Source organism: Pseudomonas carassii, assembly GCF_036324045.1.
GTDB classification, from domain to species: Bacteria; Pseudomonadota; Gammaproteobacteria; order Pseudomonadales; family Pseudomonadaceae; genus Aquipseudomonas; species Aquipseudomonas peradeniyensis.
In genome coordinates this window covers 64,140-86,123 of sequence record NZ_JAZDCT010000022.1, presented here as the reverse complement: position 1 = coordinate 86,123, position 21,984 = coordinate 64,140, and the positions used below count along the sequence as shown (strand labels likewise).

The 21,984-nt window shown below is 66.1% G+C and carries 19 protein-coding genes; 5 read left to right on the top strand and 14 right to left on the bottom strand.

What is annotated here, in order from left to right:
• Nucleotides 1-120: 120 nt before the first annotated feature.
• Nucleotides 121-1,386: an urea ABC transporter substrate-binding protein gene (gene urtA, locus V0R62_RS17010; RefSeq protein ID WP_330104560.1), complete on the bottom strand. Its 1,266-nt coding sequence runs from the start codon at nt 1,384-1,386 to the stop codon at nt 121-123.
• Between the two features lie 518 nt (nt 1,387-1,904).
• On the opposite strand from urtA, the gene V0R62_RS17005 reads away from it, so the two are divergent.
• The gene (locus V0R62_RS17005) at nt 1,905-2,204 is read left to right on the top strand and encodes a hypothetical protein (protein ID WP_330104559.1); all 300 of its coding nucleotides are present in this window, start codon (nt 1,905-1,907) and stop codon (nt 2,202-2,204) included.
• 137 nt (nt 2,205-2,341) lie between these two features.
• Here V0R62_RS17005 and cycA read toward each other — a convergent pair whose 3' ends face one another.
• From cycA to cbiE, 11 genes are all read right to left on the bottom strand, one after another.
• Nucleotides 2,342-3,757 carry a D-serine/D-alanine/glycine transporter gene (gene cycA / locus V0R62_RS17000; RefSeq protein ID WP_330104558.1) on the bottom strand — a complete coding sequence of 472 codons (1,416 nt, stop codon included), beginning with the start codon at nt 3,755-3,757 and terminating at the stop codon, nt 2,342-2,344.
• A 265-nt stretch (nt 3,758-4,022) separates the two neighbouring features.
• Nucleotides 4,023-5,387 (bottom strand): PepSY-associated TM helix domain-containing protein, encoded by a 1,365-nt coding sequence (locus V0R62_RS16995; protein WP_330104557.1) that lies wholly within the window; start codon nt 5,385-5,387, stop codon nt 4,023-4,025.
• 58 nt (nt 5,388-5,445) lie between these two features.
• Complete coding sequence (locus V0R62_RS16990; protein ID WP_330104556.1) at nt 5,446-7,506, bottom strand: TonB-dependent copper receptor; 2,061 nt, start codon at nt 7,504-7,506, stop codon at nt 5,446-5,448.
• Between the two features lie 69 nt (nt 7,507-7,575).
• Complete coding sequence (locus V0R62_RS16985; protein ID WP_330104555.1) at nt 7,576-8,007, bottom strand: DUF2946 domain-containing protein; 432 nt, start codon at nt 8,005-8,007, stop codon at nt 7,576-7,578.
• 25 nt (nt 8,008-8,032) lie between these two features.
• Nucleotides 8,033-8,515 carry a copper chaperone PCu(A)C gene (locus V0R62_RS16980; protein WP_330104554.1) on the bottom strand — a complete coding sequence of 161 codons (483 nt, stop codon included), beginning with the start codon at nt 8,513-8,515 and terminating at the stop codon, nt 8,033-8,035.
• Nucleotides 8,516-8,562: 47 nt separating this feature from the next.
• Entirely contained in the window at nt 8,563-8,952 is a 390-nt protein-coding gene (locus V0R62_RS16975; protein ID WP_330104553.1) for a DUF2946 domain-containing protein, read from the bottom strand.
• Between the two features lie 153 nt (nt 8,953-9,105).
• Entirely contained in the window at nt 9,106-9,960 is an 855-nt protein-coding gene (locus V0R62_RS16970) for an SPFH domain-containing protein (protein ID WP_217852442.1), read from the bottom strand.
• Nucleotides 9,961-9,986: 26 nt separating this feature from the next.
• On the bottom strand, nt 9,987-10,424 hold the full coding sequence (locus V0R62_RS16965) for an NfeD family protein (RefSeq protein WP_186713772.1): 438 nt from the start codon (nt 10,422-10,424) through the stop codon (nt 9,987-9,989).
• Between the two features lie 338 nt (nt 10,425-10,762).
• A complete protein-coding gene (locus V0R62_RS16960; protein WP_330104552.1) occupies nt 10,763-11,491 on the bottom strand; it encodes a cobalt-precorrin-6A reductase in 729 nt (242 codons plus the stop codon).
• The gene (locus tag V0R62_RS16955) at nt 11,488-12,582 is read right to left on the bottom strand and encodes a cobalt-precorrin-5B (C(1))-methyltransferase (protein WP_186713770.1); all 1,095 of its coding nucleotides are present in this window, start codon (nt 12,580-12,582) and stop codon (nt 11,488-11,490) included. The genes V0R62_RS16960 and V0R62_RS16955 overlap by 4 nt, the downstream gene beginning before the upstream one ends.
• A complete protein-coding gene (cbiE, locus tag V0R62_RS16950) occupies nt 12,575-13,786 on the bottom strand; it encodes a precorrin-6y C5,15-methyltransferase (decarboxylating) subunit CbiE (RefSeq protein ID WP_330104551.1) in 1,212 nt (403 codons plus the stop codon). Before cbiE ends, V0R62_RS16955 begins: the two co-directional genes overlap by 8 nt.
• Before the next feature lie 216 nt (nt 13,787-14,002).
• On the opposite strand from cbiE, the gene cobG reads away from it, so the two are divergent.
• Genes cobG through cobJ form a run of 4 tightly spaced genes read left to right on the top strand, consistent with a single transcriptional unit; the run spans nt 14,003 to nt 18,366 of the window.
• Complete coding sequence (gene cobG, locus V0R62_RS16945; RefSeq protein ID WP_330104550.1) at nt 14,003-15,328, top strand: precorrin-3B synthase; 1,326 nt, start codon at nt 14,003-14,005, stop codon at nt 15,326-15,328.
• Nucleotides 15,321-15,947 (top strand): precorrin-8X methylmutase, encoded by a 627-nt coding sequence (locus V0R62_RS16940; protein ID WP_046854044.1) that lies wholly within the window; start codon nt 15,321-15,323, stop codon nt 15,945-15,947. Before cobG ends, V0R62_RS16940 begins: the two co-directional genes overlap by 8 nt.
• Complete coding sequence (locus V0R62_RS16935; protein ID WP_330104549.1) at nt 15,944-16,678, top strand: precorrin-2 C(20)-methyltransferase; 735 nt, start codon at nt 15,944-15,946, stop codon at nt 16,676-16,678. Before V0R62_RS16940 ends, V0R62_RS16935 begins: the two co-directional genes overlap by 4 nt.
• On the top strand, nt 16,666-18,366 hold the full coding sequence (cobJ, locus tag V0R62_RS16930) for a precorrin-3B C(17)-methyltransferase (RefSeq protein WP_330104548.1): 1,701 nt from the start codon (nt 16,666-16,668) through the stop codon (nt 18,364-18,366). Before V0R62_RS16935 ends, cobJ begins: the two co-directional genes overlap by 13 nt.
• A gap of 12 nt (nt 18,367-18,378) precedes the next feature.
• Here the strand turns inward: cobJ and V0R62_RS16925 are convergent, their stop codons facing one another.
• The gene (locus V0R62_RS16925) at nt 18,379-18,975 is read right to left on the bottom strand and encodes a MarC family protein (protein WP_028691281.1); all 597 of its coding nucleotides are present in this window, start codon (nt 18,973-18,975) and stop codon (nt 18,379-18,381) included.
• A 174-nt stretch (nt 18,976-19,149) separates the two neighbouring features.
• Entirely contained in the window at nt 19,150-21,915 is a 2,766-nt protein-coding gene (locus V0R62_RS16920; protein WP_330104547.1) for a hybrid sensor histidine kinase/response regulator, read from the bottom strand.
• Nucleotides 21,916-21,984: the final 69 nt, after the last annotated feature.

Below are 21,984 nucleotides of genomic sequence, written 5' to 3'. Positions count from 1 at the left end.
CGGTGGATTCATCGCGGGGCAAGCCCGCTCCTACAGGTTTTTCACCGGTCCAGAGGGCAGTGGGGATCCTGTAGGAGCGGGCTTGTCCCGCGAAAGGGCCGCAAAGCGGCCCCAATGCACTCAATTACCCTTCACCGCATAATCCGGCCGCTTGTCATTTCCCGGAATGAACGGGCTCCAAGGCTGCGCCCGCAGCGGCTGCTCGGTCTGCCACACCACACTGAACTGCCCGTCATCCTGGATCTCGCCGATCATCACCGGCTTGTGCAGGTGGTGGTTGCTCTTGTCCATGGTCAGGGTGAAGCCCGACGGCGCCTTGAAGCTCTGCCCGGCCAGCGCCTCGCGCACCTTGTCCACCTCGGTGCTGCCGGCCTTCTGCGCCGCCTGCGCCCACATGTGGATACCGACGTAGGTGGCCTCCATCGGGTCATTGGTCACCGCCTTGTCGGCCCCCGGCAGGTTCTTGGCCTTGGCGTAGGCCTTCCAGTCGGCGACGAACTTCTGGTTGACCGGGTTATCCACCGACTCGAAGTAGTTCCACGCCGCCAGGTGCCCCACCAGCGGCTTGGTATCGATGCCGCGCAGCTCCTCTTCGCCCACCGAGAACGCCACCACCGGCACATCGGTGGCCTTCAGCCCCTGGTTGGCCAGCTCCTTGTAGAACGGCACGTTGGAGTCGCCGTTGACCGTGGAGATGACCGCCGTCTTGCCGCCCGCGGAGAACTTCTTGATGTTGGCGACGATGGTCTGGTAATCGGCGTGGCCGAACGGCGTGTACACCTCTTCGATGTCCTTGTCGGCCACGCCTTTGCTGTGCAGGAAGGCGCGCAGGATCTTGTTGGTGGTGCGCGGGTAGACGTAGTCGGTGCCCAGCAGGAAGAAGCGCTTGGCGCCGCCGCCGTCCTCGCTCATCAGGTACTCCACCGCCGGGATCGCCTGCTGATTGGGCGCCGCGCCGGTGTAGAACACGTTCGGCGACATCTCTTCACCCTCGTACTGCACCGGGTAGAACAGCAGGCCGTTGAGCTCCTCGAAAACCGGCAGCACCGACTTGCGCGACACCGAGGTCCAGCAGCCGAACACCACCGCCACCTTGTCCTGGGTCAGCAGCTGGCGGCTCTTCTCGGCGAACAGCGGCCAGTTGGACGCCGGGTCCACCACCACCGCCTCGAGCTGCTTGCCGTTGACTCCGCCCTTGGCGTTGATCTCGTCGATGGTCATCAGCGCCATGTCCTTGAGCGAGGTCTCGGAAATCGCCATGGTCCCCGACAGCGAATGCAGGATGCCGACCTTGATGGTCTCGGCGGCCTGGATGCTCCAGCTCAGGCCCATCGCGGCGATCGATGCGCTGAGGGTAAAGGCCTTGATCAGACTGCGTCGCTTCATGTGCTCACTCCGATGTGATGGTGGATGTTGGCCAGATCGGAGATTGCAAGGGCTGTGCCGAGCGATGGAAGGTGCGTGGTAGAGCGGTTGTGCGACGAATCGGGGCGCGGGGTGGGGCCAGGATGGTGCTTGCGGGTTGGGCCTGCACAGGATTGGGGCCGAAGGCGATGAACACTTTTGACACACAACCGCTACTTGAGTACCGTGCCGCACCGCAGTAGTTTCTGCGGTTCGGGATTGGCGTCCCGTAATCAGAGAGATCGAGCACTGACGCACTTGCGGCGGTGTTCTGCATGGCTGCACCCGTTATGGGCGGAGCCGTGTGTGGGAGCCTTCGGGCTCACCGGTTCTCTCTGCCGGCACGCCAACCCGCACGGCTTCGTCCACCCATCCTGGCGTATGGGCGCGGAGCTTCTAAAAGAGAGAGCTGCAAGGAGATGCACCATGCTCAAGAAGATCGTTCCAGATCCACCATTCGCATTTGTGGAGATCGCCACCTTTCATCGAGAGGTGCAGCCATGAACCAGGAATCGCTGGTCGACCACAGTCCCCGCACATCACGTCCCGTCACCGCTTGTTCCCACTTCGGCACCTGCAATCACGCCCATGATCCGATTCTCTCGGTACGTGCTGGCGTTGATAGCGAGGATGCGCTGGTGTGCGCCGTGGCGGCGTTGAAGGCGGCGTATGAGACCAATGCCGCAGCGCTGGAGAAGGCCGGGGAGCCGTTGCGCAGTTTGCTGACGGCGACCGAGAACTCGCTGGAGAAAGGCCTGGCGTTGGCCGAGGCGGTGCTCGAGGGGTTAGAGCAAGGCTGACAATCGCCGGGGCTGCTTTGCAGCCCTTTCGCGGCACAAGGCCGCTCCTACAGGGGGAGCGCGATCATCTGTAGGAGCGGCCTTGCCGAGGCGTCGGACCGGCCGGAAAGGGCCGCGCAGCGGCCCCATTGGCCGGATCAGTTGTTAGACGCTTCACGCACCGCCGCACGCGGCTGGCGCCTGCTGCGCACAAACTGATAGGTCACCGCCAGAATCACAAACCAGATCGGCGTCACCACCAGCGCCGAGCGGGTGTCGGCCTCCAGGCTCAACAACACCAGGATGCCGGCAAAGAACACCAGGCACACATAGCACATGAAACGCCCGCCGGGCATCTTGTAGGTGGACTGCTCATGCAGCGCCGCGCGCTGTTTGCGGTAGCTCAGGTACGACAGCAGGATCAGCGTCCACACGAACATGAACAGCACCGCCGACACCGTCGTCACCAGGGTGAAGGCTTCGATCACATTGGGTACCAGGTAGATCAGCACCGCGCCCAGCAGCAGGCAGGTGCAGGAGAAGTACAGGCCGTTGGCCGGCACCGCGCGGCGCGAGAGTTTCTCGAACGCCTTGGGCGCATCGCCCTCCTGGGCCAGGCCGAACAGCATGCGGCTGGTGGAGAACACGCCGCTGTTGGCCGACGAGGCCGCCGAGGTGAGCACCACGAAATTGATGATGCTCGCCGCCGCTGGCAGGCCGGCCAGCACGAACAGCTCGACGAACGGGCTCTTGCCCGGCACCACATCGCGCCATGGAGTCACCGCCATGATGGCGATCAGCGCCAGCACGTAGAACACGATGATGCGGACCGGGATCGAGTTGATCGCCCGCGGCAGGGTGCGCTCGGGGTTCTTCGCCTCGGCGGCGGTGGTGCCCACCAGCTCGATACCGACGAAGGCGAACACGGCGATCTGGAAGCCGGCGAAGAAGCCGAGCAGGCCGTTGGGGAACATGCCGCCGTCATTCCACAGGTTGGCCAGGGTGGCGGTGTGGCCTGCTGGCGACTGGAAGCCGGTAACGACCATGTACAAGCCGGTGGCGACCAGGCCCATGATGGCGATGATCTTGATCAGGGCGAACCAGAATTCCATTTCGCCGAACATCTTCACCGTCACCAGGTTCAGTGACAGCAGCAGGGCCACGCAGCTCAGCGCCGGTATCCACTGCGGCAGGTCCGGGAACCAGAATTGCGTATAGGCGGCGATCGCCACCACGTCGGCGATGCCGGTGACCACCCAGCAGAACCAGTAGGTCCAGCCGGTGAAGTAGCCGGCCCAGGGGCCGAGCAGGTCGGCGGAGAAATCGATGAACGACTTGTAGTTGAGGTTCGACAGCAGCAGCTCGCCCATGGCGCGCATGACGAAGAACAGCATGAAGCCGATGATCATGTAGACGAAGATGATCGACGGGCCGGCCAGGCTGATGGTCTTGCCCGAGCCCATGAACAGGCCGGTGCCGATGGCGCCGCCAATGGCGATGAGCTGGATGTGGCGGTTGGTCAGGTTGCGTTGCAGGTGCTGCTCTTCAGAGGGTGTCTGGGAGGTCCGGGTCATAGGCTGCATTCCATTGAGGGTCAGTCTTTTTTGAGCGAAAGCCGAGTAGGCTATCACGTCGCGTTCCGATCGCGGGCGTGGCAGATCGACACGATCTTGGCGGTGCAGCGGGGGCGGGGACATGATCGCGGTCAATGGATGGATCACACATCCTGGGGCTGCTGCGCAGCCCTTTCGCGACACAAGGCCGCTCCTACAGACGACCGCGTCCCCCTGTAGGAGCGACCTTGTGTCGCGAAAGGGGCGCAACGCGCGCCCGGCAATCTCAAGCCCGAACCAGAACCCGGCGTCTCACCACCAGGCTATCCACCACCCACATCACCACCATCGAGATCCCCACCAGCGGGAAGGCAACGCCCAGCACCACCATCACCCCCACCGCCATCCTCCAGCGCGGCAGGTCATGACGCAGCGGCGGCACTCCAAGCCCACCGGCCGGCTTGCGCTTCCACCACATCACCAACCCGCTCACCGACCCCAGCAGGATCATCAGGCACACCAGCAGGATGACGATCTGGTTCAGCGGCCCGAACATCCTCCCTTCGTGCAGCATCACCCCCAGCTCCGTGGCACGCGCCACCGGGCTGTAGTCCTGCCAGCGCACATCGGCCAGCACCTGCCCGGTGTACTGGTCCACATGCAGGGTGGCATCGTTGCGCGGATCGTCGGCGAATACCGCGATGGTGAACACGCCGTCGGCACTGGTCGGCAGGGTGATGCTGTAGCCCGGCTCGACCTCGCGCAGATCGGCGATGTTCTCGACCTTCTGCAGGCTCACCTGCGGCGCCGCCGGCGCCTGGTCCATCATGTGATGTCCGGCATGCTCGGCATGGGCACCGGACACCGGCATCGGGGTGTTCTCCAAGGCCCACGGCACGGTCTGGCGATGGGCTTCGTTCAGTTCGCGTGCCTGCTTGTCAGACTTGGGTACGTCATTCCACATGGCCGCCGGGAAGCGGTTCCACAGGTCGGCGTACTGCTTGCCCCACAGCCCGGTCCAGGTCATGCCGCTGATCAGCATCAACAGCAGCAAGGCCGAACCCCAGAAGCCGGTGACGGCATGCAGGTCGCGCCATAGCACCCGGCCGCGTGCGCTCAGGCGTGGCCACAGCACCCCGGCGCTGCTGCGCCCGCGTGGCCACCACAAATAGAGGCCGGACACGACCAGGACAATGCCCCAGCCGGCCGCCAGTTCCACCAGCCGGTCACCGACCGTGCCGACCATCAGTTCGCCATGCAGGGCGCGGGCGATGGCTTGCAGGTTCTGCTTGCCGTCCTGTTCGCCCAGCACCTTGCCGCTGTACGGATCGACGAACACGTTCAGCTCGCGACCGCCATCGTGCACCACGAACTGTGCACTGCGCTCGGCGCTCACCGGTGGCAGGTACTGCCCCACCTGGCCCTGTGGATAAGCCTGGCGCACGTTGGCCAGCAGGGTGTCGGCGGCCTGCCGGTGATGACCGGCCTCGACCACCATCAGCTCGCGGTACATCAACGGATCGAGCTGCGGCTTGAACAGGTAGATGATCCCGGTGATCGCCAGCAGGATCATGAACGGCGCCACGAACAGTCCGGCATAGAAATGCCAGCGCCACGCAAGGTTGTAGAAGGAAACGTTTGGTTTGCTCATGGGAGCCTCCCGTAGACCTCAAGTGGGCGCGGTCAGGTCCCGCGCCCGGTTATTGTTGTCAGAAGCTGAAGTCGACCTTGGTCCAGAAGGTCCTGCCTGGCTCGTTCACCGGGTCCGTGGCGCTGGCCGGGTAGCCGAACCCGGCGTTCCCGGCCAGGTTCAGGTGCTCGGCGTAGGCCTTGTCGAACAGGTTGTCGACGCCCGCGCTGAGCTTGAGGTTGTTGTTGATCTTGTAGGCGCCGTTGAGCGAGAACACGCCGAAGCCTGAGCTTGTGTCGTAGTCCTTGCCGACCACGTTGCCCTGGTTCTTGGCGATACGGTTCTGCTCGGCGACCAGGCGCCACAGGGCACCGACGCTCCAGGTGTCGCGGCTGTAGGTCAGGCCCAGGCGGCTTTCCAGCGGTGGCATCTGTGGCAGGGCCTTGCCGTCGCTGCTGTTCTTGCCCCAGGCGTAGGCCAGGGTGGCGTCGGCCTTCCAGTTTTCGGTCAGTTTGTAGGCCGCGCCCAGTTCGCCGCCCATGATGCGGGCGTCGATGTTCTGTGCCCGGGAAACGAGCCGGTTGCTCATGCCGCCCATGCCTGGCACGTAGTCGAACAGGATGTAGTCGCGGATCTGCCCAACGTAGCCCGAAGCCCAGGCCTCCAGGCGTTCGTCGCGGTACTGGATGCCGAAGTCGAGCTGGGTGGTCTTTTCCGGCTTGATGCCGTCGAAGGCATTCACCGAGCCGGTGGGTGCCAGGGTCGGCGAGAACAGCTCCCAGTAGTCCGGGAAGCGCTGGGTGTGGCCCAGGCCGATATAGGTGGTGGCGGGTACCGCAGCCAGGTCGTGCTCATAACGCACAAAGCCGCTGGGCAAGGTATCGGCCCGGGTGTTGCCGCTGGTGGCGATGCCCTTGCGGAAATCGCGGGCCGAAGCGCGGTCCAGGCGGGCGCCGGTGATCAACCGGTCTTCACCGGTGGCGTACCAGGTCAGTTCACCGAAGACCCCGTAGTTATGGAAGTCGGCGTCCTTGTCCCAGGGCCTGGCTTTATACGTATCGATGCCCATGCCGCTACGCTTGCGGTGCTCGTTGGTCTGCGCGTCGATACCGCTGATCAGCTGTACATCGGCCCAGCGCCAGGTGGCCTTGATCCGACCACCCAGGGTGCGGCGATCGACGTTGCTTGCCATCGGCATCCCGACAGTCGAGCGCAGGGTGTAGTTGTCCATTACATGGTCGGCGTAGTTGTAGTAGACCTGCGCCTCGACTTTGTCGAGCACCTCGCCGAGATTGGACTTCTCGAAGCGCAGCCCCAGGCTTTCGCGCTTGAACTGCGAGCCGTCCATGCCGCGTCCGGCGGAGCGAGCCTCGCCGTCGCCCTTGCCGGCGGTCAGTTCCAGCAAGGTATCGGCGTCTGGGGTCCATCCTAGGCTGACGTCGCCGTTCCACTTGTCCCAGCGCGACGGCACGGTGTCGCCGTTGCCGTCCTCGAAGTCGTCCGAGTGCGACTGGTTGCCGATGAAACGCACGTAGCCGAGCGAGCCGCCGGCCGCGGCGTCGAGCACCTTGTCGAAGCGGCCATTGGAACCGGCAAGCACGCTACCGTTGACCCGGCTGCCCAGTTCGCCGAACTTCTCCGGCTCACGCTCGAACAGGATGGTGCCAGCGGAACCACCCGGACCCCAGATCACGCTCTGCGGGCCTTTGATCACCGTGAGGCGGTCGTAGGTCTCCGGCGAGATATACGAGGTCGGGGCGTCCATGCGGCCAGGGCAGGCACCGAGCATCATGCCGCCGTTGGTGAGGATGTTCAGGCGCGAGCCGAACATGCCGCGCAGCACCGGGTCGCCATTGGTGCCGCCGGCGCGGATCACCGAAAAGCCGGGGATGGTCTTGAGGTAGTCACCGCCGTCGCTGGCCGGTACGGGCTGGCGCGGGTCCTTGGGGTTGGTGACCACAGTCAGCGGCGAGCTGGGGGCGATGGCGGTGATCACCGTCGGGCTCAGCTCGGCCGGGTCGTGCACATGGCCTTCGTGGCCGGTTTCGGCGGCAAAGGCCAGTGGCGCGAGCAGCGAGCCGCAAAGCACGGCGATGGTGCCACGCAGGGAAAGGGCAAAAACAGGGGTGCAGCCGGACATAATGATTCCAGTCGATCAGTCGTGAGTCAGCGCGAAGCCTCCTGGCTTCGGGCGTTTAGCGAGTGGTGTTCAGGCGACGATCGAACGGGGCGGCGCGCGGCTGCGGGCGCCGGGGAATACAGCCTGCCGGGCATGGCCCTGGCGCGTGGCGACGGTGAGGTGGATGGGCGGGGTGACGCTGCCTGCGCTGAGCGGGCTGAGGCTCTGGGGCAGGGCGGGGCAGTTGAACAGCAGGCTGCAGTAGCCGCACTTCTCCCACATCACATGCAGCTGGCCATCGTTGCCGTGGCCGTGGTGCTCGTCGTGACCGTGCGCCATGGGCATGCTCATCGACATGTCCATGGGCATGGACATGCCGGCGTGGTGCTCCATCGGCATCGACTGGGAAACCAGCGGGCCGATGAAGATCATCCACATGGCGAACAGGCTCAGCCAGCCGCCACCGACGCGCCTGCGATCAGGGCGGGTAGTGCGGACGGAGCTGTAGCGCGGCAGGCTCATGGTGAGCGCCTGTCAGTCGATCAGGTCAGTGCGCGTGCTCGTGCGCGGCCTGCTCGGCCGGTGGCTGCTTCTGCACGGCGACTTCGACGGTGATGTCACCGGCTTTCTCGAAGTGCAGGGTCAGCGGGAAGCGCTTGCCGTCGGTCAGCAGGCTGCGGTCCTTGGGCTGCATGATCATCACGTGGTAGGCGCTGGGGGCGAAGGTCAGGTCCTTGCCGGCGGGCACCAGCACGCTTCGCACCTGCTGCATCTTCATGGCGCCGGCGGCGCTCATCGCATGCTCGTGCAACTGGGCGTCGGCACTTATCGGCGTGTCCGCCGAGAGCAGGCGGTCGTCGGTCTTGCCGTTGTTGTGCACAACGAAGTAGGCCGCGACGTTGGGCGCGTTCGGCGGCAGCTCCAGCGACCAGGGGTGGGCGATGTGCAGATCGCCTTTGCTGTATTCGTGGGCGTTGGCATAGGCGCCGGGCAGCAGCAGGGCGGCCAGGACGAGGGCTTGCTTGAGCATGGGTGAGTCTCCGATCTGTTGAGGTTCAGGCAGACAGCGTAGTGAACTCAGGCCAGGGGAGAGGCACGGGGATTGAGCGCGGGCCATAGCTGGCGCGGCGTGGGTTGGTAGTCGGCGAGTTGCGGCGCGTGCTCCGCAGGCAACACGGGAGGGTTGTGCAACTGCGGCGGGTAGCCGGGCAGGGCCAGCAGGGGCGCGGCGCCCAGGCAGCACCAGCAGTTCATCATGCTGGCGCTGTCGTCGCTTTGCGTCCCCAGGTCGATCTTGGCCAGGGCCTGGACATCGACCTTGGCCTTGCCGGCCATGCTGGAACAGAAAGCCCCCCACAGCAGCTGCTCGGCCGGGCCTTTCGGCGCAGCGGAGGACAGCGGCATGGCCAGCAGGTTGAACAGCACTGCGAAGCAGGCTATCCAGGCGATGTGCCGACGTGGGGGCATGGAGAGATCCGGTCAGGAATCGTGATGGCTATTGTACGGCGGAGTATAGGTAAAAATGCCGGGGTGCGGTGAAGTGCCGCACCCGCAGGCATTCGCATGCCCCTGTAGGAGCGGCCTTGTGCCGCGAAAGGGGCGCAAAGCGCCCCCGGGCTATCAGGCCTTGCCACGCCCCAGCAGCCCGCGCACGGTCTCCTGCAGGTCGGCCGGCAGCACCACGACCTTGGCGTTGTCGCTACCCGCCAGGTTCTCCATCGCCCCGATATACCGCTCACCCAGCAGGTACATGGCCGGCACGGTCTCGCTGCCCACCGCTTCCTTGACCAGGGTGATCGCACGCGCCGATGCCTCGGCCAGGTTGACCTGGGCCTCGGCATCCAGCTTGGCCGCCTGCAGGCGCGCCTCGGCTTCGAGAATCGCCGCCTGCTTGTTGCCTTCGGCACGGGTCACGTCTGCTTTTCGCTCACGTTCGGCGGCGGCCTGGCGCTCCATGGCGGTCTGCATGCTCGGCGATGGCTTGATGTCCTGGATCTCCACCGAGCGCACGGTCACGCCCCAGTCTTCGGTCTGCTCGGACATCGCCTCGCGCAGGCGCGCCTTGATCTGCTCGCGGCTGGACAGCGCTTCGTCCAGGTCCATGGCACCGACGATGGCGCGCAGCGAGGTCATGGTCAGGCTGGTGACGGCGAACGAGAAGTTCTGTACGCCGTACGAGGCCTTCTGCGGGTCGACCACCTTGGCGAAGCACAGGGCGTTGGCGACGATCACTGCGTTGTCCTTGGTGATGATCTCCTGCTGCTGCACGTCGAGGATGATGTCCTTGGTCGGCAGGCGGTAGGCAACCACGTCCATGTACGGGATGACGATGTTCAAGCCCGGCTTGAGGGTGCTGTGGTAGCGGCCCAGGCGCTCGACTATCCACTCCTCGCCCTGGGGCACGATGCGCACCCCCTTGAACACGGTGATAAGAACGAATGCGGCGAGGGTGCCGACGACGATGAGGCTGGTCATGGTGCGAACTTCCTTTTAGTGCGGATTCAGGCCCGAGTGACCCGGGCGGTGTTGCCTTCGATGGCGGCCAGGCGCACGCGCTCGCCGGCGGGGATATCGTTGTCGGCGACGCAGGTCCATTCCTCGTTGCCGAGGATGGGCTTCTGGAAGCGCACCCGGCCTTTCTGGAACTGCGAGACGTTGGCGGTCAGCAGGCCGACCTCGCCGATCACGCTGTCGGCGGTCCAGCGCACGTCCGGCTTCTTGCGGCGGAACACCTTGAACCAGAGCATGGTGGTGATCGATGAGAACACCACCCACAGCAACCCCTGCATATCGAGTTGCAGGCTGGGGGCGAGCAGCGAGACGAGCGACACCAGCACGGCACCGACGCCGAACCAGAGGATGAAGAAGGTGGGGAGCACCAGTTCCAGCAGGATCAGGGCTACGCCGAAGACGAGCCAGATCCACCATTGCATTTCCATATGGGTGGAGCCTTCCAGAAGAGGGAAGGTGATTGTACGGCAGGATCAAGGCACAGGGCCATTTACCTGCCCTGATGAACTCCGCTGATGAGTGTGTCGCGATGCTGATCGGCCGGCTGTTCGCGCCGAGTGATGAAGTCGCTGGTTACACCGTCATTTGCAAACCAGGTGTCCCAATCGCTTTTGAGGACAGGGAGCGCATCTTCATGAGCTGTATCTTGGGGACGTTTGGGCGTTTTTGGCATGAGGTGGCTCCATTCGAAGTACCTGGAAAGGGCTACACCTTGCTGAATCTTGTAGGGCGATGAAAGCATCAATGTGTTTCGGAAGATGCCGGGTCATTCAGGCTGCAGGCTCAGAGCCTCAAGTACCCGTTTCGGGTCAGGGAAAGTTCGATCCACTTCTGGTAGTACCGGCCGCTTGAGCACCAGCACTGGAACCCCGCGCTCCCGCGCCACTTCCAGCTTCGGCTCGGTGGCCGTGCTGCCGCTGTTCTTGCTCACCAGCACGTCGATCTGTCGACGTTCGAACAAGGCGCGTTCATCGTCGAGGAGGAACGGCCCGCGAGCACCGATCACCTCGCAGCGGTCATTGCCGGGGCACGCCTCGAGGGCGCGCAGGGTCCAGAACTGGTGTGGCGGGATTTCGTCCAGATGTTGCAGGGGTTCACGACCCAGGGTGAACAAGGGGCGCTGAAACGGAGCCAGCGCCTTGATCAGTTCGGCCCAGTCCTCGACTTCGCGCCAGTCATCACCGGGCTGCGCCTGCCACGCCGGGCGGCGCAGCGCCCAGCAGGGAATGCCGGCGCTGCGTGCGGCGAGGGCGGCGTTACGGCTGATCTGCGCGGCATAGGGATGGGTGGCGTCGATCAGCAGGTCGATGCCTTTGGCGCGCAGGTACTCGGCCAGGCCTTCGGCGCCGCCATAGCCGCCGACCCGCACCTGGCAGGCCAGGTCCTGGGGAATGCGGCCGATGCCGGCGAGGCTGTAGACATGCTGCGGACCCAGCTGGCGAGCGATGGCCAGGGCTTCGGTGACGCCGCCGAGCAGCAGGATGCGCCCGTTCATGCCAGGCCCGCCTTGCCGACGATGCCGCCCTGTCGGTCGATGGCGAATACTTCCACCTGCACCTGGGCAGGTACCACGCTGCGGGCGAAGAGCAGGGCATGGCGGCACACCTCATCGCCCAGGGCGATGCCGGCGGCATGCGCGAGGGCGAGGGCTTGCTGGCTGGTATTGGCGGCGATGATCGCCTGTTGCAGCGCCGTGTCCGCGCCAATGGCCGCCGCCCAGCCCGCCAGCTGCGGCAGGTCGATGCTCGAATGGCGGCTGTGCAGGTCCATGTGCCCGGCGGCCAGCTTGCTGATCTTGCCGAAGCCGCCGCACAGCGTGAGGCGCGGCACGGGCACCTTGCGCAGGTGCTTGAGCACGGCGCCGACGAAGTCGCCCATCTCGATCAGGGCGATCTCCGGCAGGTTGTAGACCCGGCGCATGGTGTCTTCGCTGGCGTTGCCGGTGCAGGCGGCGATATGGGTGTAGCCGTTGGTGTGGGCGACGTCGATGCCCTGGTGGATCGAGGCGATGTAGGCCGAGCAGGAAAACGGCCGGACGATGCCGCTGGTGCCCAGGATCGACAGTCCGCCGAGGATGCCCAGGCGTGGATTCATGGTCTTGAGGGCCAGCTGTTCGCCGCCCTGCACGTTGACCGTCACCTCGAAACCGCCGTGGTAGCCGCAATCGCCCGCCAGTTGCAGCAGATGGTCGCTGATCATCTTGCGCGGTACCGGATTGATGGCCGGTTCACCGACTGCCAGCACCAGCCCCGGGCGAGTCACGGTACCCACGCCCGCGCCCGCGACGAAGCGAACGCCGGGCTCGGCGCGCAGGCGCACCTGGCTGTAGAGCAGGGCGCCGTGGGTGACATCGGGGTCGTCGCCGGCATCCTTCAAGGTGCCGGCCTCGGCCATATCGCCCTTGAGATGGCAGAACTCCAGGCGCATCTGCACCACCTTGCCCTTGGGCAGGGTGATCTCCACCGCGTCGTGCCGTTGCCCGCTTAGCAACAGGCGCGCCGCCGCCAGGCTGGTGGCGGTGGCGCAGCTGCCAGTGGTCAGGCCGCTGCGCAGTGGCGCGGCCTGTTCGCGGGTTTCTTCACGCATCGAGGGGTTTCACCACGTCGAGCAAGGTGATTGGCAGGGCCTGGCGCCAGGTGTCGAAACTGCCCAGTGGTTGAGTGTGGGCGATGTGGATGCGGGTCAGCTCGCCGCCGTGCTGCTCGCGGAACTGCGCCAGGGCGACCTCGCTTTGCAGCGTGACCGCGTTGGCAACAAGGCGTCCGCCCGGCAGCAGGCGCTCCCAGCACAGGTCGAGCACGCCTTCGCGGGTGACGCCGCCGCCGATGAAGATCGCATCCGGACGTTCCAGCCCGGCCAGCGCTTCGGGGGCCTTGCCGCGAATCAGTTGCAGGCCGGGTACGCCGAGGGTGTCGCGGTTGTGTTCGATGAAGCCCTGGCGGCCTTCGTCAGCCTCGATCGCAAGCGTGCGGCAGCTGGGGTGGGCGCGCATCCATTCGATGCCGATGGAACCGCAACCGGCACCTACGTCCCACAGCAGCTCGCCGGGATGTGGTGCCAGGCGGGCCAGGGTGATCGCTCGCACGTCGCGCTTGGTCAGCTGGCCATCGTGACGGAAGGCGCTGTCGGGCAGGCCGGCCACGCGGGGCAGGCGCGGGGTGTCGGGCGCGGCCTGGCATTCGATGGCGACCAGGTTGAGCGTGGCGATGTCGGTGTGTGGCCAGCCGTCGGCGGTGCCGCTCAGCGTTCGCTCCTGCAGGCCGCCGAGGTGTTCGAACACCTGCAGACGGCTGGGGCCGAAGCCACGTTCGCGCAGCTGCGCGGCAATGGCGGCCGGGCTGCTTTCATCGTTGCTCAGTACCAGCAGGCGCACGCCGCTGTGCAGATGGGCATTGAGCGCGGCCAGCGGGCGAGCGACCACAGAGACCACTTGCACATCCTGCAACGGCCAGCCCAGGCGGGCGGCGGCCAGGGCGCATGAGGAGGGCATCGACAGCACTTGCAGTTCTTCGGCGGGCAGCTGGCGCGCCAGGCTGGCGCCGACGCCATAGAACATCGGGTCGCCGCTGGCCAGCACGCATACCGGCTCGCCGCGCAAGGCCATGACCGGGGCCAGGGAGAAGGGGCTGGGCCAGTGTAATTGCTCGGCGGTGACGCAGCGGGGCAGAAGCGCCAGCTGGCGTGGGGCACCGATGATTCGCGTGGCCGATAGCAGGGCACGCCGGGCCTGCTTGCCCAGGCCGCTGAAGCCGTCTTCACCGATGCCTATTACTGTCAGCCAGGGGGCCATTGGGTCCTCTTCGATACCGCATGGGGGCACTACGTGCCCCTTTCGCGGCGCAAGGCCGCTCCTATCAGGTGCAGCGCAAACCCTGTAGGAGCGGCCTTGTGCCGCGAAAGGGCTGCACAGCAGCCCCGAAATTGAACGTTCGACCACCGGTTTTTCATGCCGCCGGACAAAGCAGGCATAATACCGCGCCTTCTACACTGAAGCGCACTTTCACGATTGCCGGATGCTCCCTTGACGCAGCCCCCACCCTCCGAAGTTTCGCCCCGTCCCTCGGCCTGTCCGGGGTTGTGGCGCATCGTCGCCGCGCGCGACGGTGGCATTTGCCGGATCAAGCTGCCCGGCGGCCTGTTGCTGGCCGATCAGGCCGATGCCGTGGCCGACGCCGCCGAGCGCTTCGCCGGCGGGGTGATCGAGGCGACCAATCGGGCCAACCTGCAGATTCGCGGCATTGGCCAGGATCACGGCGGGCTGGTCGAGCATCTGCTGGCCGCCGGGCTCGGCCCGCGTGACGCGGCGGGCGATGATGTCCGCAACCTCATGCTCAGCCCACTGGCCGGGCTCGATCCGACCATGCTGTTTGACACCCGACCATTGGCCGGGCAGATCCTCGACCTGCTGGAAAGCACACCCCGGTTCCATAAGCTGTCGGCCAAATTCGCCGTGCAGCTCGATGGCGGCGAAGCGCTGGCGATGCTCGACCACGCCCATGATCTGTGGCTGTCCGCGATGCAACGCGAAGGGCACATCTGGTTGCGGTTCGGCCTCGCGAGCAGCCTGTCGAATGGCCAGGCGTTGGGTGCGGTACCGATGGAGCAGGGGCCGGCGTTGGTGCGCGCGGTGCTGGAGCGCTTCCTTGATCTGGCGACACCCGAGCAGTCGCGCATGCGTCAATTGCTGCAGGTGTGCCCGGTTGAGCACTTCCTGGAAGGGCTGGCGATTCAGATCGATGCCACGTCGATGGCCTGGCAGCGCCCGGCGACGACAAGCCCCTGGTTGGGCGTGCTGCCCCAGCGCCAGGGCGTGGCCCTGGGCGTCGCACCGCCCCTCGGGCGCCTGACGGCCGCAATGCTTCGCAGTGCCGCGCGCATCGCCCGGCAATGGGGCGATGGCAGCTTGCGCCTGACGCCTTGGCAGAGCCTGGTGCTGACCTCCCTCGAACCGACCGAGCTGGAAAACGCACGCGCGCAGCTGGCGGCATCCGGCATGCTCTGCCACAACGAACATCCACTGGCGCGGGTCGTTGCCTGCACCGGCTCCAGCGGTTGCGCCAAGGCCCAGGCCGACACCAAGGCCGACGCCATTGTCCTGGCCGCGCTGCTGCACCACGGTGCCCCGGGCAGCGTGCACCTGACAGCCTGCCCACGTTCCTGCGCCATGGCCCATGCCGCCCCGGCCACCCTGTTGGCCCGCGCCCCGGGCCGTTATGACCTTTATTTGCGCGACGCACGCCTGCCGGGTTTCGGCAGGCTGCGCGCAGCCGACCTCACCCCAGAAGAAGCAGGCGCCATGCTCGACCTGCCGACGGAGCACCTTGATGATTGACTACATTCGCGATGGTCAGGAGATCTATCGCAATTCCTTCCGGATCATCCGCGAGGAAGCCCGGCTCGAGCGGATCCCCGCCGATCTTGAAAAGCTCGCCGTGCGCGTGATCCATGCCTGCGGCATGGTCGAGGCCATCGATGGCCTGCAGTTCTCCGAAGGCGCCGGTAGCGCCGGCCGCGAGGCCCTGGCCAAGGGCGCGCCGATCCTCTGTGACGCGCACATGGTCGCCGAAGGCATCACCCGCGCCCGCCTGCCGGCCAACAACCCGGTGATCTGCACCCTGCGCGACCCGAGCGTGCCGGACCTGGCCAAGGCCGAGGGCAACACCCGCTCGGCGGTGGCCCTGGAACTGTGGCGCCCGCACCTGGAAGGCAGCGTGGTGGTGATCGGCAACGCGCCGACCGCATTGTTCTACCTGCTGGAGATGCTCGATGCCGGCGCGCCGAAACCGGCGCTGATCCTCGGCTTCCCGGTCGGCTTCGTCGGCGCCGCCGAATCCAAGGCCATGCTCGCCGCCGACAGCCGTGGCGTGCCGTTCGTGATCATGCAGGGCCGCCTGGGCGGCAGCGCGATGGCCGCCGCCGCGGTCAACGCCCTGGCCACGGAGGTGGAATGATGCACGAACGCGGACGACTGCTGGGCCTGGGCGTGGGCCCGGGCGATCCCGAACTGATCACGGTCAAGGCCCTGCGCCTGCTGCGCGAGGCCCCCGTGGTGGCGTACTTCGTAGCCAAGGGCAAGCGCGGCAACGCCTTCGGTATCATCGAAGCGCACCTGCAAGCCGAACAGACCCTGCTGCCGCTGGTATACCCGGTGACCACCGAGGCGCTGCCCGCGCCGCTCTCCTATGAGCAGGTGATCAGCGACTTCTACGACGAAGCCAGCCTGCAGGTTGCCGCGCACCTGGACGCCGGCCGCGACGTGGCGGTGATCTGCGAAGGGGACCCGTTCTTCTACGGCTCGTACATGTACCTGCACGATCGCCTGGCCTCGCGCTACGAGGCCCAGGTGATCCCCGGTGTCTGCTCGATGCTCGGTGGCGCCTCGGTGCTCGGTGCGCCGCTGGTCTATCGCAACCAGACCCTCACCGTGCTCTCCGGTGTGCTGCCCCATGAGGAGCTCAAACAGCGCCTGGCCGCTGCCGACGCGGCAGTGATCATGAAGTTGGGGCGCAACTTCCCCAAGGTGCGGCAGGTGCTCGGCGAGCTGGGCCTGGATAGCCGTGCGCTGTACGTGGAGCGGGCCACCATGGCCAACCAGAAGATCGTCGCGCTGGATGAAGTCGATCCGCAGTCCTCGCCGTACTTCTCGCTGATCATCGTGCCGGGTGAGAAATGGCAGGGATGATCAAGGCACCGGCAATCGTCATTCTCGGCCCGGGCAGCCTGGCTACCGCGCAGCGAATCCAGCTACGTTATCCACAGGCTGTGATCCATGGCCTGCACGGGCGTGTGGAGGGTGCCGACCAATACTACGCAGTCTTCGGCGACACCCTGCGCGAGTTGTATCAGCAAGACACGCCGATCATCGCCTTGTGCGCGGCGGGTATCGTCATTCGTACCCTGGCGCCGCTGTTGAGCGAAAAAGGTGTCGAGCCGCCGGTGCTGGCCGTGGCCGAGGACGGCAGCGCCGTGGTGCCGCTGCTCGGTGGCCTGGGCGGGGTCAACGTCATGGCCCGCGAAATCGGCGAGGCGCTGGGTGTCAGCGCGGCGATCACCACCAGTGGCGAGCTGCGCTTCGGCACCTGCCTGCTCAACCCGCCCGAGGGTTATGCGCTGGCGGACCTGGAGCAAGGCAAGCGTTTCGTCTCCGACCTGCTGGCGGGCGAAGCGGTGCGTGTCGAAGGCGACGCGCCGTGGCTCAAGCACGTGCAGTTGCCCGCCAGTGACGATGCCCAACGCACTATCCACGTGGGCAGCGCACTGCGTCCTGCCAGCCGTGATGAACTGCTGATCCATGCGCGTTGCGTGGTGGTGGCGGTCACAGCCGGCAGCGCTGACCTGGTGCAACAGGTGCGGGAGGAACTGCTGCGAGCGAACATCGCCGAGCCCGCATTGGCCTGCCTGCTGGCGAGCGAAACCGAGATGGCGGAGCCGACCCTGCACGAGGCTGCCCAGGCGCTGAACGTCGCCCTGCGCTTTGTCCCGGCCGCCGAGAGCCTGGAGCGGATGCTGGCTGATGCATTGCCGCAAGCGCGGGTGGGTTCGTCCGTGGGGCTCGCCCACGCCGTTGCCGTGGCACCGGTCGACATCGACCGCGTTGGCCGTCGCCGGGGGCGCCTGGCCGTGATCGGCTTGGGCCCTGGTGCCGCCGAGCTGATGGTGCCGGCGGTCAAGGCCGAACTGGCGCACGCCCAGGATGTGCTCGGCTACGAAACCTACGTGCGCATGGCCGGCCCCTTCCGCGACGATCAAGTGCTGCACTGCACCGACAACCGCGAAGAGATGCAGCGCGCCCGCCATGCCTTCGAGCTGGCGGCCCAGGGGCGTTCGGTGGTGGTGGTGTCGTCGGGTGATCCAGGCGTATTCGCCATGGCTGCCGCAGTGCTGGAAGCATTGCACGAATCCAGCGACCCGGCCTGGCAACGCGTCGAGTTGGAGATTCTTCCCGGTGTCTCGGCCTCGCTGGCCACCGCCGCGCAAGCGGGGGCGCCGCTGGGGCACGATTTCTGCGTGATGTCGCTGTCGGACAATCTCAAGCCCTGGTCGATCATCGAAAAACGCCTCGACCTGGCTGCCCAGGCGGATCTGGTGCTGGCGTTCTACAACCCGATCTCCAAGGCCCGGCCTCATCAGCTGGGTGCGGCGCTGGAAGTGGTGCGCCGCCATCGCGACGAAGAAACGCCGGTGGTGCTGGGCCGCGATATCGGCCGGCCAGGGCAGACACTGCGGGTAGTGACCCTGGGCGAGCTGCTGCCGGAGATGGTCGACATGCGCACCATGGTGCTGGTGGGCTCCTCGACCACCTGCACCTTTGCCCGTGCCGACGGCGGCCAATGGGTCTACACGCCGCGCTGGTATCCCGCCAAGCCCTGAGCGTAGCCGGGGTCAGGGCAGCAGGTAGCCCTTGATCCCGGTGAAGATGATCTGCGCCGCCAGGGCGCAGACGAACAGCCCCATCAGGCGGCTGACGATCTGCAGGCCCTGGTCGCCGAGCAGCCGCTCGATACGGTGCGAAAGGTACAGCACCAGGCCGACGGTGAAGCTGGCCAGGGCGATGCTGACGATGGCCAGCAGCTTGTCGTCCCAGTGCGGCTGGCCCACCCCCATCACCAGCAGCGCACCGATGGTGCCCGGGCCGACCGTCAGCGGAATGGTCAGCGGCACGATGGTCACGTCCTGCTGCACGTTGTCGGTCTGCACCGCCGACTTGCCCTGGGCCATGCCCAGCGCCGAGATGAACAGCACCGAGCCCGCACCGATGCGAAAGGCGTCGGCGGTGATGCCGAACACGCCGAAGATCACTCGCCCGAACAGATAGAGCAGCACGCTGGCCACCAGCGTGGCGATCGCCACGCGCCAGGCCAGTTGCTTGCGTTCCTTGCTGGAGTGGCCGCGGGTCAGGCCGATGAAGCACGACAGCACGAAGAACGGGCTGTAGAGCACGAGCATTTTCAGGTAGACGCTGAACAACTCATGGAGCATGGCGCTGGGTCCGCGGCGGGGAGATGTCACTGTATAGCACGGATCCTGTAGGAGCGGCCTTGCGCCGCGAAAGGGCTGCAACGCAGCCCCAGCGATGCCTGCATGAACGCCGAAAATCCGGGGCTGCTACGCAGCCCATTCGCGGCGCAAGGCCGCTCCTACACCGATAGCATTTCAGTCGAGAGGCGCGGTAATTACCTGCCGCTGCCCCGCCCAGAACTGGATCAGTTCGCGCAATTGCGACAGCTCCACCGGCTTGGCCATGTGCCCATCCATGCCAGCCAGGCGCGCCCGCTCCTTGTGTTCGTTGAGGATGTGCGCGGTCAGTGCCACCACCGGGGTGCGCGGACGCTGGTTAGCGGTTTCCCAGGCGCGCAGCTGCTGGGTGGCGGAGAACCCGTCGAGCACCGGCATCTCGCAGTCCATCAGTACCAGGTCGTAGTGCCTGGCCTTCATCGCCTGCAGGGCTTCCTCGCCGTTGCTGGCGGTGTCCGGCTCGAGGTTGAGCTTGCCGAGCATGCCGCGGATGACCTTGGTCGAGATGCTGTTGTCCTCGGCCACCAGGATGCGGAAGTCGCCGGGCAGGTCCAGCGGTACCGGGGTGCCGGCCGGCAGCGGCGGCGCGGCCTGCTCGCGACCGCGCAGGGCGAGTTCCTCGGCAAGGGTGGTCTTGAGCGTATAGCCGGCCACCGGCTTGGCGAGGATGCGCTTGACCCCGGCGTTACGGGCGATGATCTTGCTCGGCGCATTGCTGATGCCGGTGAGCATGACCACCAGGATGTCATGGTTCAGGCTCGGGTCTTCCTTGATCTTGGCCGCCAGCTGCATGCCGGTCATGCCGGGCATGTTCTGGTCCAGCAGCACCGCGTCGAAGTAGTCGCGCAGGTGCGCCTTGGTGCGCAGCAGCGCCAGCGCTTCCTTGCCCGACGGCACTGCGCTGACGTTCATGCCCCAGGCGCTGCACTGCTGTACCAGCACCTTGCGGCAGGTGTCGTTGTCGTCGACCACCAGCACCCGCGCATCGCGCAACGGGCCGTCGAGGTCGGTGGCCGGCTGCTCCAGGCGCTGCGGATCCAGCGGCAGGGTCAGCCACAGGGTGTTGCCCATGCTGGTGCTGGTCTTGATGCCGAATTCGCCCTGCATCAGGCCGATCAACTGCTTGGCGATCACCAGGCCCAGGTGACCGCCGAGCTTGTTGCTGGAGAGGAAGTGGCGGCTGTGCAGTTCGGCCTGCAGCAGGGCGTCGCGCTCAGCGGGCGGCATCGGCTCGCCGCTGTCCTGCACGGCGATGCGCAGGCGCGGGCTGTCGCCGCGCTGGTCGAGGGCCACCACCAGCAGGATCTCGCCCTGGGTGGTGTTCTTCAGGGCGTTGTCCAGCAGGCTCGACAGGGCCTGGCGCAGCCGTGTCGGGTCGCCGCTGACGACCCTGGGCACCTGGGGCTGGGTGAAGCTGATCAACTCGATGTTCTGCTGCTCGGCCTTGGCCCGGAAGATGTTCAGGCAGTCCTCGATCAGGGCGTTGAGGTCGAACTGCACATCGTCCAGTTCGATCTGCCGCGACTCGAGCTTGGAGATGTCGAGGATCTCGTTGATCAGGGTGAGCAGTTCGTTGCCGGCGCTGTGGATGGTCTGCACGTAGTCGCGCTGCTTGACCGACAGCGGCGTGCCCAGCAGCAGCTCGGTCATGCCCAGCACACCGTTCATCGGGGTACGGATCTCGTGGCTGATCTTGGCCAGGAACTCGGCCTTGGCGTTGATCTCGGCATCGCTGGCGGCCAGGGCGCGGCTGGCGCGGAAGCGCTCCTCGCTGATTCGGCGCAGGCGCTCGCTGACCGCGAGGTTGAGCAACAGGCCGCTGACCACGGTCAGCGCCATGAGGATGCACAGCAGCCAGGGCGTGGCGGTGCGGGTCAGGCCCAGCAGGGCCGGCAGCAGCACCAGGCCGCCGAGGTTGAACACCAGCATCGCCACGCTGAACAGCCGCGCCGGGCCGTAACCCTTGTACCAGTGGTAGCTGCTGACCAGCAGCATGCTCACGCTGCCCAGGGCGAGCAGGGCGTAGGTCATCAGGTTCAGCGGCAGCGTGTCGACGAACAGCAGCACCATGCCGCTGACCGCGGCCACTACCATTTCCATCTGCAGCAGGCGGTTGAGCCGCGCCGAACTGCAGGGAGAGAAGAAATGCAGGGTGAAGTACAGCCCGGCCAGGCCCGCCAGCACCAGGGTCAGGTAGGCCGCCGGGGTCTGCGCGCTATGCCACAGCTGCCCCCACGGGCCAGTGAGATTGAGCAGGATCAGGGCGCTGAGCAGCATCAGGCCGTGGTACAGCGCCAGGACCAGCGTGGTGCTGGAGCGTGAATAGGCGAAGCGGATCAGGTTGTGCAGGATCAGCATCACCAGCCCGCCGAACAGCAGGCCGAACAGCAGCGACTGGCGCTGGTCGGCCGCGGCGTGGGCGGTGGACTCGACGCTGATGGCCGGGCGCAACTGGTGTTCGGAGACCAGCCGCAGGTAGATGTCCAGTGGCTGGCTGCTGTGCGGCAGCGGCAGCACATGGTCCCGGCCGCGCTGTGTCGGGCTCAGGCCATCGCCCTGGCGGCCATGGTGCAGCTGGCGCAGCAGCTTGCCGCCTTCGAGGGCGTAGAGGTCCAGGCGCGACAGGTCGGGGGCGAAGATGCGGACCAGTTGCTCCTGGTCGTGCGGTTCCAGGCGGTAGTGCAGCCAGAGCGCCTGGTCGGGGAGGGCGGCATCCAGTTCGTCGAGGGCCAGGGGGCTGAACTGGTTGCGGTAACGCTCGGAGCGTACATCGGACAATTGCAGGTTGGCCTGTTCGTCGAGCAGCGCCGACCAGCCTGCGGCCTGTTCGGCGTGTGCCGGGAGCAGGCAGAGCAGGGTCAGCAGGTTGACGATCAGGGCTATGGCAATCCGAAGCCGACGCACGACGAAATCCCTTCTTAGCTAATGTGCCGGATAACAACTATGCGCGGCGCGCCAAGGCGAAGGCAAGGC

What these genes read in the sequence shown, in the direction of transcription:
- urtA (WP_330104560.1), bottom strand. Translation starts at nt 1,386, where the DNA reads ATGAAGCGACGCAGTCTGATCAAGGCCTTTACCCTCAGCGCATCGATC.
- V0R62_RS17005 (WP_330104559.1), top strand. Translation starts at nt 1,905, where the DNA reads ATGAACCAGGAATCGCTGGTCGACCACAGTCCCCGCACATCACGTCCC.
- cycA (WP_330104558.1), bottom strand. Translation starts at nt 3,757, where the DNA reads ATGACCCGGACCTCCCAGACACCCTCTGAAGAGCAGCACCTGCAACGC.
- V0R62_RS16995 (WP_330104557.1), bottom strand. Translation starts at nt 5,387, where the DNA reads ATGAGCAAACCAAACGTTTCCTTCTACAACCTTGCGTGGCGCTGGCAT.
- V0R62_RS16990 (WP_330104556.1), bottom strand. Translation starts at nt 7,506, where the DNA reads ATGTCCGGCTGCACCCCTGTTTTTGCCCTTTCCCTGCGTGGCACCATC.
- V0R62_RS16985 (WP_330104555.1), bottom strand. Translation starts at nt 8,007, where the DNA reads ATGAGCCTGCCGCGCTACAGCTCCGTCCGCACTACCCGCCCTGATCGC.
- V0R62_RS16980 (WP_330104554.1), bottom strand. Translation starts at nt 8,515, where the DNA reads ATGCTCAAGCAAGCCCTCGTCCTGGCCGCCCTGCTGCTGCCCGGCGCC.
- V0R62_RS16975 (WP_330104553.1), bottom strand. Translation starts at nt 8,952, where the DNA reads ATGCCCCCACGTCGGCACATCGCCTGGATAGCCTGCTTCGCAGTGCTG.
- V0R62_RS16970 (WP_217852442.1), bottom strand. Translation starts at nt 9,960, where the DNA reads ATGACCAGCCTCATCGTCGTCGGCACCCTCGCCGCATTCGTTCTTATC.
- V0R62_RS16965 (WP_186713772.1), bottom strand. Translation starts at nt 10,424, where the DNA reads ATGGAAATGCAATGGTGGATCTGGCTCGTCTTCGGCGTAGCCCTGATC.
- V0R62_RS16960 (WP_330104552.1), bottom strand. Translation starts at nt 11,491, where the DNA reads ATGAACGGGCGCATCCTGCTGCTCGGCGGCGTCACCGAAGCCCTGGCC.
- V0R62_RS16955 (WP_186713770.1), bottom strand. Translation starts at nt 12,582, where the DNA reads ATGCGTGAAGAAACCCGCGAACAGGCCGCGCCACTGCGCAGCGGCCTG.
- cbiE (WP_330104551.1), bottom strand. Translation starts at nt 13,786, where the DNA reads ATGGCCCCCTGGCTGACAGTAATAGGCATCGGTGAAGACGGCTTCAGC.
- V0R62_RS16940 (WP_046854044.1), top strand. Translation starts at nt 15,321, where the DNA reads ATGATTGACTACATTCGCGATGGTCAGGAGATCTATCGCAATTCCTTC.
- V0R62_RS16935 (WP_330104549.1), top strand. Translation starts at nt 15,944, where the DNA reads ATGATGCACGAACGCGGACGACTGCTGGGCCTGGGCGTGGGCCCGGGC.
- cobJ (WP_330104548.1), top strand. Translation starts at nt 16,666, where the DNA reads ATGGCAGGGATGATCAAGGCACCGGCAATCGTCATTCTCGGCCCGGGC.
- V0R62_RS16925 (WP_028691281.1), bottom strand. Translation starts at nt 18,975, where the DNA reads ATGCTCCATGAGTTGTTCAGCGTCTACCTGAAAATGCTCGTGCTCTAC.